The 14,873-nt window shown below is 61.4% G+C and carries 14 protein-coding genes; 8 read left to right on the plus strand and 6 right to left on the minus strand.

The window, feature by feature from the left end; translation table 11 throughout:
- Positions 1-281: 281 nt before the first annotated feature.
- Complete coding sequence (gene rapA, locus EJD88_RS20975) at positions 282-3,128, minus strand: RNA polymerase-associated protein RapA (RefSeq protein ID WP_112193920.1); 2,847 nt, start codon at positions 3,126-3,128, stop codon at positions 282-284.
- A gap of 218 nt (positions 3,129-3,346) precedes the next feature.
- On the opposite strand from rapA, the gene EJD88_RS20980 reads away from it, so the two are divergent.
- Positions 3,347-3,688: an aspartate-semialdehyde dehydrogenase gene (locus EJD88_RS20980; protein WP_112193922.1), complete on the plus strand. Its 342-nt coding sequence runs from the start codon at positions 3,347-3,349 to the stop codon at positions 3,686-3,688.
- On the opposite strand, the gene EJD88_RS20985 is transcribed toward EJD88_RS20980, so the two are convergent.
- The 3 genes from EJD88_RS20985 to EJD88_RS20995 all read right to left on the minus strand — a co-directional run bounded on the left by EJD88_RS20985 (position 3,685) and on the right by EJD88_RS20995 (position 6,297).
- On the minus strand, positions 3,685-4,866 hold the full coding sequence (locus EJD88_RS20985) for an aminotransferase class V-fold PLP-dependent enzyme (RefSeq protein ID WP_158878924.1): 1,182 nt from the start codon (positions 4,864-4,866) through the stop codon (positions 3,685-3,687). The two genes, EJD88_RS20980 and EJD88_RS20985, sit on opposite strands and share 4 nt — an antisense overlap.
- Positions 4,863-5,333, minus strand: coding sequence for a RidA family protein (locus EJD88_RS20990; RefSeq protein ID WP_158878925.1), 471 nt, complete (start codon positions 5,331-5,333; stop codon positions 4,863-4,865). Before EJD88_RS20990 ends, EJD88_RS20985 begins: the two co-directional genes overlap by 4 nt.
- A gap of 91 nt (positions 5,334-5,424) precedes the next feature.
- Positions 5,425-6,297, minus strand: a complete 873-nt coding sequence (locus EJD88_RS20995; RefSeq protein ID WP_158878926.1) for a LysR substrate-binding domain-containing protein — start codon at positions 6,295-6,297, stop codon at positions 5,425-5,427.
- Between the two features lie 133 nt (positions 6,298-6,430).
- Here EJD88_RS20995 and EJD88_RS27035 point away from each other — a divergent pair, with 133 nt between their 5' ends.
- Together EJD88_RS27035 and ccoM are read left to right on the plus strand one after the other, a co-directional pair.
- A complete protein-coding gene (locus EJD88_RS27035) occupies positions 6,431-6,592 on the plus strand; it encodes a hypothetical protein (protein WP_092487749.1) in 162 nt (53 codons plus the stop codon).
- 143 nt (positions 6,593-6,735) lie between these two features.
- Positions 6,736-6,852 (plus strand): cytochrome c oxidase subunit CcoM, encoded by a 117-nt coding sequence (gene ccoM, locus EJD88_RS27400; RefSeq protein WP_276145525.1) that lies wholly within the window; start codon positions 6,736-6,738, stop codon positions 6,850-6,852.
- 150 nt (positions 6,853-7,002) lie between these two features.
- Here the strand turns inward: ccoM and EJD88_RS21000 are convergent, their stop codons facing one another.
- Positions 7,003-8,478, minus strand: coding sequence for an inorganic phosphate transporter (locus EJD88_RS21000; RefSeq protein WP_099583296.1), 1,476 nt, complete (start codon positions 8,476-8,478; stop codon positions 7,003-7,005).
- Between the two features lie 311 nt (positions 8,479-8,789).
- A complete protein-coding gene (locus tag EJD88_RS21005) occupies positions 8,790-8,990 on the minus strand; it encodes a hypothetical protein (RefSeq protein WP_099583295.1) in 201 nt (66 codons plus the stop codon).
- A 558-nt stretch (positions 8,991-9,548) separates the two neighbouring features.
- Here EJD88_RS21005 and pcaR point away from each other — a divergent pair.
- The 5 genes from pcaR to pcaF all read left to right on the plus strand — a co-directional run bounded on the left by pcaR (position 9,549) and on the right by pcaF (position 14,859).
- Positions 9,549-10,391 carry a pca regulon transcriptional regulator PcaR gene (gene pcaR, locus EJD88_RS21010; protein ID WP_025855315.1) on the plus strand — a complete coding sequence of 281 codons (843 nt, stop codon included), beginning with the start codon at positions 9,549-9,551 and terminating at the stop codon, positions 10,389-10,391.
- Between the two features lie 145 nt (positions 10,392-10,536).
- The gene (locus tag EJD88_RS21015; RefSeq protein ID WP_112193937.1) at positions 10,537-11,877 is read left to right on the plus strand and encodes an MFS transporter; all 1,341 of its coding nucleotides are present in this window, start codon (positions 10,537-10,539) and stop codon (positions 11,875-11,877) included.
- A gap of 146 nt (positions 11,878-12,023) precedes the next feature.
- Positions 12,024-12,881, plus strand: coding sequence for a CoA transferase subunit A (locus tag EJD88_RS21020; protein WP_112193939.1), 858 nt, complete (start codon positions 12,024-12,026; stop codon positions 12,879-12,881).
- Positions 12,881-13,660: a CoA-transferase subunit beta gene (locus EJD88_RS21025; RefSeq protein WP_112193941.1), complete on the plus strand. Its 780-nt coding sequence runs from the start codon at positions 12,881-12,883 to the stop codon at positions 13,658-13,660. The genes EJD88_RS21020 and EJD88_RS21025 overlap by 1 nt, the downstream gene beginning before the upstream one ends.
- Complete coding sequence (gene pcaF / locus EJD88_RS21030; protein WP_178116879.1) at positions 13,657-14,859, plus strand: 3-oxoadipyl-CoA thiolase; 1,203 nt, start codon at positions 13,657-13,659, stop codon at positions 14,857-14,859. The genes EJD88_RS21025 and pcaF overlap by 4 nt, the downstream gene beginning before the upstream one ends.
- The last annotated feature ends 14 nt before the right edge of the window (positions 14,860-14,873 follow it).

Here is a 14,873-nt window from a genome sequence, read left to right on the forward strand (position 1 = left end):
TGGTGAGCGGGCTTGTCCCGCGCTGGGCTGCGAAGCAGCCCCAATAACAAACACCGCGTAGCATCAGCAAGAACCCGATCACCACAGTGTTATGTGTAAGCCTTTGAGAGTTGTGTAGATACCCATGGCCATCGGGGGCAAGCCCCCTCCCACATTGATCGGTGATAGACAGGACCGCTCGGTCAACTGTGGGAGGGGGCTTGCCCCCGATGAGGCCCCCAAAGCCAATAAAAAAGGCCCGCATTGCGCGGGCCTTCTTGTTCAGCGGGGCAGGGCGGTAATCAACCCGCTACCAATACCCGAATCGCCTCCAGTCGCAGCGCCGCCTTGTCGAGCATGGCCAGGCCTTGCTCGCGTTGGTTGCGCAGGGCAACCAGCTCGCTGTCACGTACGGTCGGGTTGACCGCTTGCAACGCAGTCAGGCGCGCCAGCTCTTCGTCGGTGTCCGCTGCCAGGCGACGCTTGGCCTCGGCCACGCGCTCGGCATGTTGCGGGGTGATCTTCTCTTCACCCGCGTTGATCCTTGGCGTCAACTGGTCGCGCTGGGCCTGGATGAACTTGTTGGCGCTAGCCCGCGGCACGCTTTCCAGCTGGTCGTTGAGGGTCACGAATGACACACGCCCCGACAGGTCATTACCGTTCGCATCCAGCAGGCAGCGCAGTGCCGCCGGCGGCAGGTAGCGACCCAGTTGCAGCGCACGCGGTGCAACCACTTCGCTGACGTAGAGCAGTTCCAGCAACACGGTGCCCGGCTTGAGTGCCTTGTTCTTGATCAGCGCCACGGCGGTGTTGCCCATGGAACCGGACAGCACCAGGTCCATGCCGCCCTGCACCATCGGGTGTTCCCAGGTGATGAACTGCATGTCTTCGCGTGACAGTGCCTGGTTACGGTCGTAGGTGATGGTCACACCTTCGTCGTCGCCCAGGGGGAAGCTGGCGTCGAGCATTTTTTCGCTGGGCTTGAGGATCAGCGCGTTTTCCGAATGGTCTTCGCTGTCGATGCCAAAGGCGTCAAACAGGGTTTCCATGTAGATCGGCAGGGTGAACTGGTCGTCTTGCTCAAGAATGTCTTCAACCAGTGCATCGCCTTCGCCGGCGCCGCCGGAGTTGAGTTCCAGCAGGCGGTCGCGACCGGTGTGCAGCTCTTGCTCCAGGCGCTCGCGTTCGGCACGGGCTTCGTCGATCAGGGCTTGCCACTCGCCGTCGTCGGCGTTTTCCAGCAGCGGCAGCAGGCGTGGGCCAAACTGATGCTGCAAGGCGTTGCCGGTCGGGCAGGTGTTGAGGAATGCGTTCAGCGCTTCGTGGTACCACTGGAAGAGACGCTCTTGCGGGCTGGTTTCCAGGTACGGTACGTGCAGTTCGATCACATGTTTCTGGCCGATCCGGTCCAGACGGCCGATGCGTTGTTCCAGCAGGTCGGGATGGGACGGCAGGTCGAACAGCACCAGGTGGTGGGAGAACTGGAAGTTGCGGCCTTCGGAGCCGATTTCCGAGCAGATCAGCACCTGGGCGCCGAACTCTTCATCGGCAAAGTAGGCGGCGGCGCGATCACGTTCGAGGATGTTCATGCCCTCGTGGAACACCGTGGCCGGGATGCCGGAGCGCACGCGCAGGGCGTCTTCCAGGTCCATGGCGGTTTCAGCGTGGGCGCAGATCACCAGGACTTTGGTGCGCTTGAGCATTTTCAGCTGGTCGATCAGCCACTCGACGCGCGGGTCGAAGCGCCACCAGCGGTTTTCTTCGTCAATGTCCGGCTGCGACTGGAAGCTGACTTCCGGGTACAGCTCGGCGTGTTCGCCCAGCGGCAACTCCAGGTATTCGTCCGGGTTCGGCATCGGGTAGGCGTGCAGCTTGCGCTCCGGGAAACCCTGCACGGCGGCACGGGTGTTACGGAACAGCACGCGGCCGGTGCCGTGGCGGTCGAGCAGCTCACGCACCAGGCGCGCACTGGCTTCGGCGTCGCCATCGTTGACGGCGGTGAGCAGCGCTTCGCCTTCGTTACCGAGGAAACCCTGGATGGTCTTGTGGGCGGTCGGCGACAGGCGGCCCTTATCGAGCAGTTCCTGCACGGCTTCGGCCACCGGACGATAGTTTTCGCTCTCGGCGCGGAAGGCCTGCAGATCGTGGAAGCGGTTCGGGTCCAACAGGCGCAGGCGCGCGAAGTGGCTGTCCTGGCCCAGTTGCTCCGGGGTGGCGGTGAGCAGCAGCACGCCTGGTATCACTTCGGCGAGTTGCTCGACGAGAGAGTATTGCGGGCTGGCTTTTTCTTCATGCCAGACCAGGTGGTGGGCTTCGTCGACTACCAGCAAGTCCCAGCCAGCGGCGAACAGCGCGTCCTGGGCCTTCTCGTCGTCCACCAGCCATTCCAGGGCCACGAGGGCCAACTGGGTGTCTTCGAACGGGTTGGCGGCATCGCTTTCGATGAAGCGTTCTTCGTCGAACAGCGCGACCTGCAGGTTGAAGCGGCGGCGCATTTCCACCAGCCACTGGTGTTGCAGGTTTTCCGGGACCAGGATCAACACGCGGTTGGCGCGGCCCGAGAGCAACTGGCGATGGATCACCAGGCCGGCTTCGATGGTCTTGCCCAGGCCGACTTCGTCAGCCAGCAATACCCGCGGTGCGATACGGTCAGCGACTTCACGGGCGATGTGCAGTTGGTGAGCAATAGGTTGCGCGCGTACGCCACCCAGGCCCCACAGCGTGGACTGCAACTGGCGGCTGGTGTGTTCCAGGGTGTGATAGCGCAGCGAGAACCAGGCCAGCGGGTCGATCTGGCCGGCGAACAGACGGTCGCTGGCCAGGCGGAACTGGATAAAGTTGGAGAGTTGGGTTTCCGGCAGGGTGACCTGCTCGTTCTGCCCATTGAGGCCGTGGTAGACCAGCAGACCGTCGACGTCGTCGACTTCCTGTACGGTCATTTTCCAGCCTTCGAAATGGGTGATGGAGTCACCCGGCGAGAACCTCACACGGGTGAGGGGCGCATTCCGTAGCGCATACTGGCGAGTGTCGCCAGTGGCCGGATAGAGCACGGTCAACAAGCGGCCGTCCTGTGCCAGAACGGTGCCTAACCCCAGCTCTGCTTCGCTGTCACTAATCCAGCGTTGCCCCGGTTGATACTGCTGCGCCATGCTGCCTGACTCCCGCCGTGAAAAAGCCGACTATCTTAACGGAACAAGGCCCGCAGCCAAAGGACTCTGACAAAAACTACTCCGTTTGAGTGCAGGGCAGAGTGCTGAATCGACGGGTGGCGGGCACTTGCGAGTGTCGACTGGGTCACAGGTTGGCGAGTCCGCGCTCAAGTCGCCGTGGCCCCCGCCGACAGCCTGCTGACAGGAGAACAACTATCATGCTGCCACCTATGCTGCCCGTCAGCGTTATACCGGTTACGTCGCAACTCGACCCGGTCCGTCAGAAACCAGATATTCCGCCCGTGGTCCCTGTTCAAGCGGGCTCCAGTGAAAGCACTATCGACTTGAAAAAAGGCGATGCCGAGCAGTCGACCTTTCTGCTGCGCGAAGAGCAACGCCGCCAGCAGGAACAGCAGAAACGCCGGCGCGAAGCCGATGAGGATCCGGACCAGCACCTGGCGATCCCGGGCGACCTGCTCAATGCCGACAACACCGTACCGGTTGTGCCGCTGATCGAAGACGCGCCGCGCCAGGGCCTTTGGGTGGACGTCGAGGTTTAAACCCGCAGTTGCCTCAAGGCCGCTAGCAGCGACTCGATGTCGTGGTCGTTGTTGAGGGGGCTGACGGAGATTCGTGCAACGCTTGCCAGGCCCCGCGCCTGCATATCCAGCGGGGTGTAGGCCACGCCGTTGGCGCCAATATTAATGTGCCTGAGTCCCAATTGTCGTTTCAGCTCGAAGGCGTCGCAGCCGGCGAGGTTGAAGGCGATCAGCCCTGATTGAAACGTGCCCAGGTCATGCAGGGAAACCCCCGGAATCTCACACAGTGCTGCGCGAATTTGCGCGCTGGTTTGTGCGACGTGTTTCCATACTCGCTCAATCCCCCAGTTATTCATTTCGTGCAGCGCATTCCCCAGCCCCGCCAACAGGGCGAAGGACACTTCGCTGGTTTCAAAGCGCCGTGCGTCGTCACGCAGGTCGAAACCGGCGGCGGTCCAGGGGGCTGAAAACACATCGCGTTGGGCCGGGTTCAACTGTTGGAGAAAGTCCGGCCGCACATACAACAGCGCCGTGCCACGCGGCCCGCGCAGGTGTTTGCGGCCGGCCGACTTGAGCACATCACACTGCAACGCCTGCACATCCACCGGCACCTGGCCGACCGCTTGGCCGGCGTCGATAAAGTAGGGGATGCCATGACGCCGGGCCACTGCGCCGATGGCCTGGGCGGGGTTGATCAGGCCGCCGTTGGCCGGCAGCCAGGTGAGGTCGATCAGCTTTACGCTGGCATCGATCATCGCCTCCAGTGCCACCGGGCACACCGCGCCAGTGGCGTCGCAGGGGATGACGTCCACCCGCGCACCTGCTTGCACGGCCAATTGCATGCTCGCCAGGTTGCCGCCCCATTCGTGGCGCCCCACCAGAATGCGATCACCCGGTTGCCACGGGCCCAGGGCTTGGAATGCCATGCTCCAGGCAGTCGAACCGCTGCCGGCAAAGGCTATCGATGCGGCGGGCGCGTTGAGCAGTCGCGCGGCGGCGTGGCGCGCTTTTTCCACGAGCATGGCGCCATGTTCACCGGCTTCCATCGGACCGTCCCGGGCTTCGCGCTGGAGTTGGTCAATGATGGCGTCAAGTGTCGCCTGGCTTGGCAGCGAGGCGCCGGCAGGGTTGAAGTGCACCAGGCCCGACTGGCAGCCAGGCGTGGCCTCCCTTAATCGTTGAATATCGAGCGGGCTCACGGCTGCAGCTCGAAAATCGCGTCAACCTCTACCGCCACACCGGCTGGCAGACTGGCAACCCCCACTGCGGTGCGCACATGCCGGCCTTGTTCACCGAGGGCATTGACCAGCAGGTTCGACGCACCGTTGGCCACCGCGCCCTGGCGCTGGAAATCGGCGCTGCTGGCGATAAACACCCCCAGGCGCACAGTGCGCACCAGGCGCGACAGGTCATCGCCCAAGGCATCGCTCAATTGCGCGAGCAAGCTCAGTGCCGCCAGTTCTGCCGCCTGGACACCTTCTTCTTCACTGAGGGATTCGCCCAGTCGGCCGAGGTAAGCAGGCCTTGCGTCGAGCAGGGGGATTTGCCCGGAGATAAACAGCTGGTTCTGACTGATGACATGGTTGATGTAGTTGGCAATCGGCTGGCTGGGAGCTGGCAGCGTCAGGCCAAGGGCGTGCACGCGTTGGCGCAGGGAGTTGCTCATGCTGAGTCCTCTGGTTTCAAGAGGGTTGAGCATGTTGTTCCGGGGGGGACTGCGACAAACGGATAGATCTCACTCGACGTATCGAAATTACTCACGCGTCGGCGCAGATCTCCCTTAGCCACTGGCTGAAGCATTCGACCGCTTGGTGGGCAGGGCCTTGAGGGGTGATCAGCCAATAGCCGATATCGCTGTGGTAGGGCGGCCAGTCGAAGGCTTGCACCAGGCTGCCGTCCTGGAGTCGGCGTTGGATGAGATGGTGACGACCCATCGCGATGCCCTGGCCGGCCACGGCGGCTTCGACCACGATGTTGTAGTCGTGCAGCATGACGCGCGGGTGATGTTCAAGGCTGACTTGATAGTGCTGGGACCAATCCGTCCATTCGAACGGCCGGTGTGAGGTTGCCATCAGCAAGGGGCCGTTGCCCAGTGAGTTGGCCTTGAACGTCGGGCTGCAGACCGGTGAAATGACTTCAGCCATCAGGCGCGTGGCCTGCACGTGCGGCCAATCGCCCTTGCCGTAGCGGATGGCCAGGTCGACCTCGGCGGCGGCGACGTTGGCCAGTTGAATTGACGGCAATAGCTCCACCTGGATGTGTGGGTAGCGGTTGAGAAACCCCGCCAGGCGCGGCGCCAGCCACAGCGTGGCGAAAGACGCCAGCAGGCCGACGCGCAATACCGTGGCGCTGGGCATCTGCCGTTGGGCGCGTGTCGCGGTGGCGATGGCATCGAGGGCCGGGCGGATTTCATCGTAGTAACGCTGCCCATCTGCGGTCAGATCGATGGCGCGGGTGCGTCGGATAAACAACGGTTTGCTCAGGTGCTGTTCGAGTTTCTGGACCTGATGGCTGAGGGCGCTTTGGGTCACTGAAAGCTCCTGGGCCGCCTTGATAAAGCTCAAGTGCCTGGCCACGGCTTCAAAAGCACGAAGGGCCAGCAGCGGGGGAAGATCCTTGTGCAGTGACACCTGAGTGCGCCTCCTGAGTTGGGCGGAAAGTACCGATTTTGGGCGACGGTCTGCCTTTTGTCGCGTGCTGATTTGCCGTCGGGCACAGGAGCCCGCATTATTGAGCCCTACTTGCCACGACGTAAGACAAACCATGAGTGATGACGACAAGCTGATCGACCTGAATGCCGAACGCGCCAAGCGCGTGCATGACCTCAATGACAAACGCCTGAATGAAGTGCGCCAGGCATTTGAACACGCAATGCCTTTAGGCAAAGCCAAGAAAAAATCAAAGAACAAACCGAAAAAGCGTTAATACGGCCTGCGTCTGTTGATGCAGGTCAGTTATTGCCCTTCTTTACGCCCCGTTGCGGGCGACATTGATCCCCGTCAATTTTCCAATTCGCCTTCTCCAGTAACTTAGCCCTATCGCAACAGGGCAAGTGCAGGAGGCCGGTCATGTTTATCGATAATGTGGTATTCGCCGGGGTGCTGACTGTCAGCCTCATGGTGCTGTTTTTTGTAGGGTTTGGGATTTTTATCTGGAAGGACGCTAATAAGCGTAAAGAACCGTAAGTCTTTCTGGATTACATGAGCACGCAAGGCATTTTGGGCGACTTCGGTCGCCTTTTTTTTGCCTGGTATTTAATGATGTCGGTTAATACTGATCCATAAAAAAAGGTGCGGTCCTCACAGAGGCCGCACCTTTTTTTCAGCGCCTGGCTATCAGTTGCCCAGCGCCTTGGACGCCAGCCAGAACAACCCGGCCGACAGGCCAACGGTCGCAGGCAACGTCAACACCCAAGCCATCAGGATGGTCTTGACCGTGCCACCTTGCAGGCCGCTCTTGTTCGCGACCATGGTGCCGGCCACGCCCGAAGACAGCACATGCGTCGTGGACACCGGCAGGGCAAAGATATTGGCAAAGCCAATCATGGTAGCGGTGGTGATCTGCGCTGACATGCCCTGGGCATAGGTCATGCCCTGCTTGCCGATCTTCTCACCGATGGTCAGTACCACACGCTTCCAACCCACCATGGTGCCCAGGCCCAAGGCCAATGCGACGGCGAGGATTACCCAGAACGGCGCGTACTCGGTCGTCGCGGTCAGGTCTTTGCGAAGCTTGTCGAGGTCGGACTTCTCACGCGCATCCAGGCCCGGCAGCTTGCCGACTTTCTTCGCGGTGTCGTCCAGGCAGAGCAGGTAGCGACGCACTTCGATACGCTGGTCCGAGGTCAGCGAATGGTAGTCCGAGACCCCGCTCAACGTACTGACGAGCGCTTTGATAGTGGGCTCGGTCTGCTGCGGGTTGCACTGGAACTTGCCCGGCAGATCGTCCTTCACACTTTTGCCCAGGGCCAGGAATTCGCCGAGAGTGGCGTTATTGCGCTGGTAGAACTGGCTCAAATGCACGGTGGCGTCGCGGGTACGCTCGATCTGGTAGGTGGTGCTGCCCAAGTCGAGTACGAACTGCGCCGGCACGATACCGATCAGCACCAGCATGATCAGGCCGATGCCTTTCTGACCATCATTGGAGCCGTGCACGAAACTCACGGCCATGGCGGAGATCACCAGGACCAGGCGGTTCCAGAACGGCGGGTGCTTCTTGTCGTCGAGCTTGCGGCGCTGGTCCGGGGTCTTGTGCATCTTCGACAGCGGGCGCCACCATTTCAGACCGATCAGCACCAGGGCTGCGACCAGGAAGCCGGCCATCGGCGAGAACACCAGGGAGGCGCCGATATCGATAGCCTTCTGCCAGTTCACACCGTCAGCCAGGGGAATATCGTTGATCAGGGCGTTGGCCAGGCCGACACCGAGGATCGAGCCGATCAGGGTGTGGGAGCTGGAAGCAGGAATACCGAAGTACCAGGTGCCCAGGTTCCAGGTGATCGCCGCGGCCAACAACGAGAAGACCATCGCCAAACCATGGCCGGTGTTCACATTGATCAGCAACTCCACCGGCAGCAAATGCACGATGGCGTAGGCGACACCGACACCACCGAGCAATACGCCGAGGAAGTTGAACACCCCGGAGAAGAACACGGCCAGATGCGGCGGCATGGCTTTGGTATAGATGACTGTGGCCACCGCGTTAGCGGTGTCATGAAAGCCATTGATGAACTCGAAGGCGAGGACAAAGGCCAGGGCGAGCAACAGGCTCACGAGAACCCAAGCATCCAGTCCGCTGAATAAATCGATCATGAAGGTTTTCTGACCCGGTCGTAAGGGGGCGCGATTATGCCAGAAAACCTCAGTAATCGATGCACTAGCTGCTCATCGGTAACAAACTTCATTGAAACGCCAGGGGCGAAACCGGGCGATCCCAGGGTTTTCGGGGCTTTGGCAAGTCTTTGATTTATAAAGTACAGGGCTGAAAAGACCGGGTTTTGTCACCGAATCGTCATCCCTGAAACATTTGTATGAAATTTTACTGGCGATCGTGGGATTCAGGGCCCGGGCTGCTGGCTAAGCGCTAGCAGCCTGGGCCGCGCCCCTGGCTCAATCCGAAGTACTTATGGCTCTTCGGCCTTGAGTTCCTGTTCAATCTTTTGGATTTCCTGGGTAAACGCCTGGTCGAGCAGGCTGGCTCGCTTGCGCCAGGGTTTGCGCTCAGGTTCAGGCTGGGCGGCGTAGGTGGTGACTTCCCCGCCGTAAACGTCCTTGTAACGTTGCTCCTGGCGCTCAAGTTCCGCGCGCAGTTCATCTTTCGTCACATTGTTACCTAATCGAGTTGAGTGTAATTACCCGGCAGCGTAGTGCCTGAATGTCGCCTTCGGATTGTTCAAAGTTGAACCAATGATGCGCTCAAGTTTGAACCGCTGATACTAAAGACCGTTGGTGATAACTGTCATTCAAGGCAGGTAGTTGCGACCTTCCATGCACGGCATGTGCCTGGGCTGGCGAGCTCTGGTCCCGATAGTGAAACCGGGCTGACCTCCGCACAGCGTGCATTATAGCGGCGCATTTGAATAACACTATCGGCATAAAGTTAAAAAGCGTCAACTTTGTGTGAGCGTTTTGTTACACGCAGACGTCAGCAATTGCTGAAATTCTGGCGCCATAAAGTCAACAAGGAACTAAAGATCCAACCTTCTCACCGCAACTTTACTCTGCCAGGCGGGTGAGGGCGCGGGCACGGCTCAAATTGCGATAATCGCATGATCGTCCGATAATCGCCCTATGTTGCCGGCCCTGCCTTGTGCAGGGCGGCCGGTGCGGCTTGTAATACCCGCCCAATCCCTGCGGTTGACAATAAGAGAAAGGAACCTGAGATGAACGATCAATTGCGCAACTCCTTCGCGTCAGTGGCGCCGCCGATCGTTGCCTCGCCGGCCAAGCGGATCCAGGCGTTTACCGGTGACCCCGACTTCATGACCTCCCTGGCCCGTGGCCTGGCCGTCGTGCAGGCATTCCAGGAGCGCAAGCGCCACCTGACGATTGCCCAGATCAGTCACCGCACCGAAATCCCCCGCGCCGCTGTGCGCCGTTGCCTGCATACCCTGATCAAACTGGGCTACGCCACCACCGACGGGCGCACCTATTCACTGTTGCCCAAAGTCCTGACCCTGGGCCATGCCTACCTCTCATCCACGCCACTGGCGGTGTCGGCCCAGCCATACCTGGACCGTATGAGTGAACAACTGCACGAAGCCTGCAACATGGCCACCCTGGAAGGCGATGACATCCTCTATATCGCCCGCTCGGCCACGACCCAGCGCCTGATTTCGGTGGACCTCTCGGTGGGCGGCCGTTTGCCGGCCTATTGCACTTCCATGGGGCGCATCCTGCTCGCGGCACTGGACGACGCTTCGCTGCAGGACTACCTCGATCACGCCGACCTGCAAACCAAGACCAGTCGCACCCTCACCACACCTGAAGCCTTGTTCGAATGCCTGCAACAAGTGCGTCAGCAGGGCTGGTGCATCGTCGACCAGGAACTGGAACAAGGCCTGCGCTCCATCGCGGTGCCGGTGTATGACGCCTCGGGCCAGGTATTGGCGGCACTCAATGTCAGCACCCATGCAGGGCGGGTCAGCCGCAGCGAGCTGGAACAGCGTTTCCTGCCGAGCATGCTCAGCGCCAGCCGTGAGCTGAGTGCGCAACTGTTTGCCTAAGCTGTTCGGTGACCGCACAGATCCCGGCTTGATCAATTGACGGTGTTTCACCCGGCTTATTATTGTGCGGCAGCGCTCTCAAGGGCGCCCCAATAATAATGACGACCCCAGGTCGTTGGCCCGCCCTCGGTGTGGAATAAAAATAATGAATCAGCCTTCTGTCGGTACCACGCTGGACGTGCAGTCCTTCATCAACACCCAGCCACTGTCACGCTATCAGTGGCGCGTGGTCATCCTGTGTTTCCTGATAGTTTTCCTCGACGGCCTCGACACTGCAGCCATGGGCTTTATTGCGCCTGCGCTGTCCCAGGACTGGGGCATCGACCGCGCCAGCCTCGGCCCGGTGATGAGTGCTGCGTTGATCGGCATGGTATTCGGCGCGCTGGGTTCCGGCCCGCTGGCCGACCGTTTTGGCCGTAAAGTGGTGCTGGTCGGTGCCGTACTGGTGTTTGGTGCGTTCAGCCTCGCCTCGGCCTACAGCAGCAATGTCGACCAGTTGCTGGTGCTGCGTTTCCTCACAGGGCTGGGCCTGGGCGCGGGTATGCCCAATGCCACCACGCTGCTGTCCGAATACACCCCCGAACGTCATAAATCGTTGCTGGTGACCAGCATGTTCTGCGGCTTCAACCTGGGCATGGCCGGTGGCGGGTTTATCTCGGCCAAGCTGATCCCGGCGTTCGGCTGGCATGCGTTGTTGATGATCGGCGGCATCCTGCCGTTGATCCTGGTGGTGGTCCTGCTGCTCTGGCTGCCGGAGTCGGCGCGTTACCTGGTGGTGCGCAACCGTGGCACTGACAAGGTGCGCAAAACCTTGTCACCCATCGAGCCCACTATCGTTGCCCAGGCCACGGCCTTCAGCGTACCCGAACAGAAAACCGTCAAGGCCCGCAATGTGTTCGCGGTGATCTTCTCCGGCACCTACAGCGCCGGCACCTTGCTGCTGTGGCTCACCTACTTCATGGGCCTGGTGATTGTGTACCTGCTGACCAGTTGGCTGCCGACGCTGATGCGCGACAGCGGCGCGAGCATGGAGCAAGCCGCGTTTATCGGTGCGTTGTTCCAGTTCGGTGGGGTACTGAGCGCAGTTGGCGTGGGTTGGGCGATGGACCGGTTCAATCCCCACAAAGTCATCGGCATTTTCTACCTGCTGGCTGGGGTGTTTGCCTACGCGGTCGGACAGAGCCTGGGCAATATCACCGTGCTGGCGACCTTGGTGCTGATTGCCGGGATGTGCGTCAACGGTGCGCAATCGGCGATGCCGTCCCTGGCGGCGCGTTTCTACCCGACCCAAGGCCGCGCCACCGGCGTGTCGTGGATGCTCGGCATCGGCCGCTTCGGCGCGATCCTCGGCGCCTGGATGGGCGCCACCTTGTTGGGCCTGGGCTGGAACTTCGAGCAGGTGCTCACCGCCCTGGTGATCCCGGCCGCAGTAGCCACCGCGGCAGTGGTCATCAAGGGCATGGTCAGCCATGCGGATGCGACCTGAGGTTGATTGATAGCTTGCCAACAATCGGTTCGATAATCGAACGCTTAGTCGATTATCGGATTGTTTGGCCCATTTCCCCAGCTTAATCTTCAAGCACTTCGGCGCCACCTCAGCGCCTTTTTCGATAACCCCGGGAGCCCAACCCCATGGCTGACATTCTCACCCTGCGTGATGCGGTCAAGCGCTTCGTGAACGACGGCGATACCGTCGCCCTCGAAGGCTTTACCCACCTGATCCCTACCGCCGCAGGCCATGAAATCATTCGTCAGGGCAAGAAAGACCTGACGCTGGTACGCATGACGCCTGACCTGATCTACGACCAGTTGATCGGCGCCGGCTGTGCACGCAAGCTGATTTTCTCCTGGGGCGGCAACCCTGGCGTGGGCTCCCTGCATCGCCTGCGTGACGCGGTCGAGAAGCAATGGCCACAGCCGCTGGAGATCGAAGAACACAGCCATGCCGACCTGGCGAATGCCTACGTCGCTGGTGCCTCAGGCCTGCCGTTCGCGGTGCTGCGTGCCTACGCCGGTTCCGACCTGCCCAAGGTCAACCCGCTGATCAAAAGTGTGACTTGCCCGTTTACCGGCGAAGTGCTGGCGGCGGTGCCGTCGGTACGCCCGGACATCACCGTGATTCACGCCCAGAAGGCCGACCGCAAGGGCAACGTGTTGCTCTGGGGCATTCTCGGCGTGCAGAAGGAAGCGGCCCTGGCGGCCAAGCGTTGCATCGTCACCGTCGAGGAAATTGTCGACGACCTGAATGCACCGATGAATAGCTGCGTATTGCCGACCTGGGCCCTGACTGCTGTCTGCCACGTACCCGGCGGCGCGCATCCTTCCTACGCCCACGGTTACAACGAGCGCGACAATCGCTTCTACCAGGCGTGGGACCCGATTGCCCGCGACCGTGGGACGTTTACCGCCTGGATTGACGAATACATCCACGGCACTGCCGACTTCAGTGAATTCCAGGCCAAACTGGCCACCGCGCAGGAGGCCAAGTAATGGCTTACTCGACCAATGAAATGATGACCGTCGCCGCCGCGCGCCGCCTCAAAAACGGCTCGGTGTGCTTTGTCGGCATCGGCCTGCCCTCGAAAGCAGCCAACCTGGCGCGCCTGACTTCGTCGCCCGACGTGGTGTTGATCTATGAGTCCGGCCCAATTGGCGCCAAGCCTTCGGTACTGCCGTTGTCCATCGGTGACGGTGAACTGGCGGAAACCGCTGACACCGTGGTGCCAACCGGTGAGATTTTTCGCTACTGGCTGCAAGGCGGGCGCATTGACGTCGGCTTTCTCGGTGCGGCTCAGGTCGACCGTTTCGGCAACATCAACACCACCGTGGTCGGTGACTATCACCAGCCCAAAGTACGCCTGCCGGGTGCCGGTGGCGCGCCGGAGATTGCCGGTTCCGCCAAGAGCGTGCTGATCATCCTCAAGCAGTCGTCCCGGTCGTTCGTGGACAAGCTGGACTTCATCACCTCCGTCGGCCACGGCGAGGGCGGCGATTCACGCAAGCGCCTGGGCCTGCCGGGCGCCGGTCCTGTCGGGATCATTACCGACCTGTGCATCATGGAGCCGGAAGAGGGCACCCATGAATTTGTGGTCACCGCGCTGCACCCTGGCGTAACTCGCGAGCAAGTGGTGGCCGCCACCGGTTGGGCGATCCGCTTTGCCGACCAGGTCAGCACCACTGCCGAACCGACTGACGTCGAACTGACCGCCCTGCGTGACCTCGAAGCCCGCACGGCCGCCGCCCATGGCCAAGCACCCGGAGAAGCCTGATGCGCGACGTGTTTATCTGTGATGCCATCCGCACGCCCATCGGCCGGTTTGGCGGTGGCCTGGCCACGGTGCGTGCCGACGACCTGGCGGCGCTGCCGATCAAGGCGCTGATGGAACGCAACCCGTCGGTGGACTGGCGTGCGGTGGACGAGGTGTTCCTCGGCTGCGCCAACCAGGCCGGCGAAGACAACCGCAACGTTGCGCGCATGGCGCTGTTGCTGGCGGGCCTGCCCGAGACTATTCCGGGCGTGACCCTCAACCGGTTGTGCGCCTCGGGCATGGACGCCATCGGCACCGCGTTTCGCGCCATCGCCAGCGGCGAAATGGAGCTGACGATTGCCGGCGGCGTCGAGTCGATGTCCCGTGCACCGTTCGTGATGGGCAAGGCCGATGCGGCGTTTTCGCGCAACATGAAGCTGGAAGACACCACCATCGGCTGGCGTTTTATCAACCCGCTGATGAAGGAACAATACGGCGTGGATGCAATGCCGCAGACCGCCGATAACGTCGCCGACGATTACCAAGTGTCCCGCGCCGATCAGGACGCCTTCGCCCTGCGCAGCCAGCAACGCACGGCAGCCGCCCAGGCTGCCGGTTACTTTGCCGAAGAAATCGTGCCGGTGCGGGTCGCCCATAAAAAAGGCGAGACCGTAGTGGCGCACGATGAGCATCCACGGGACACCACCCTCGAAGCCCTGACCAAGCTCAAGCCGGTCAACGGCCCTGACAAAACTGTCACCGCTGGTAATGCTTCGGGTGTGAATGATGGCGCCGCCGCGCTGATCCTGGCGTCCGCCGAAGCGGTCAAGAAACACGGCCTCACCGCCCGTGCCCGCGTGTTGGGCATGGCCAGCGCCGGTGTCGCCCCGCGTGTGATGGGCATCGGCCCGGTGCCGGCGGTGCGCAAACTGCTGGAGCGCCTGGGGTTGGCGGTCACCGATTTTGACGTGATCGAACTCAACGAAGCCTTCGCCAGCCAAGGCTTGGCGGTGCTGCGTGAATTGGGGATCGCCGACGACGCGCCCCAGGTCAATCCGAACGGTGGCGCCATCGCCCTTGGGCATCCGCTGGGCATGAGCGGTGCACGGTTGGTCCTGACAGCCCTGCATCAGTTGGAAAAAACCGGTGGCCGTAAAGGCCTGGCGACCATGTGTGTCGGCGTCGGCCAAGGCTTGGCCCTGGCGATTGAACGCATCTAATAAGAGAGGACTGC

Origin of the sequence: Pseudomonas sp. PB105, assembly GCF_009764655.1 — a bacterium.
Lineage (GTDB): Bacteria > Pseudomonadota > Gammaproteobacteria > Pseudomonadales > Pseudomonadaceae > Aquipseudomonas > Aquipseudomonas cyclaminis.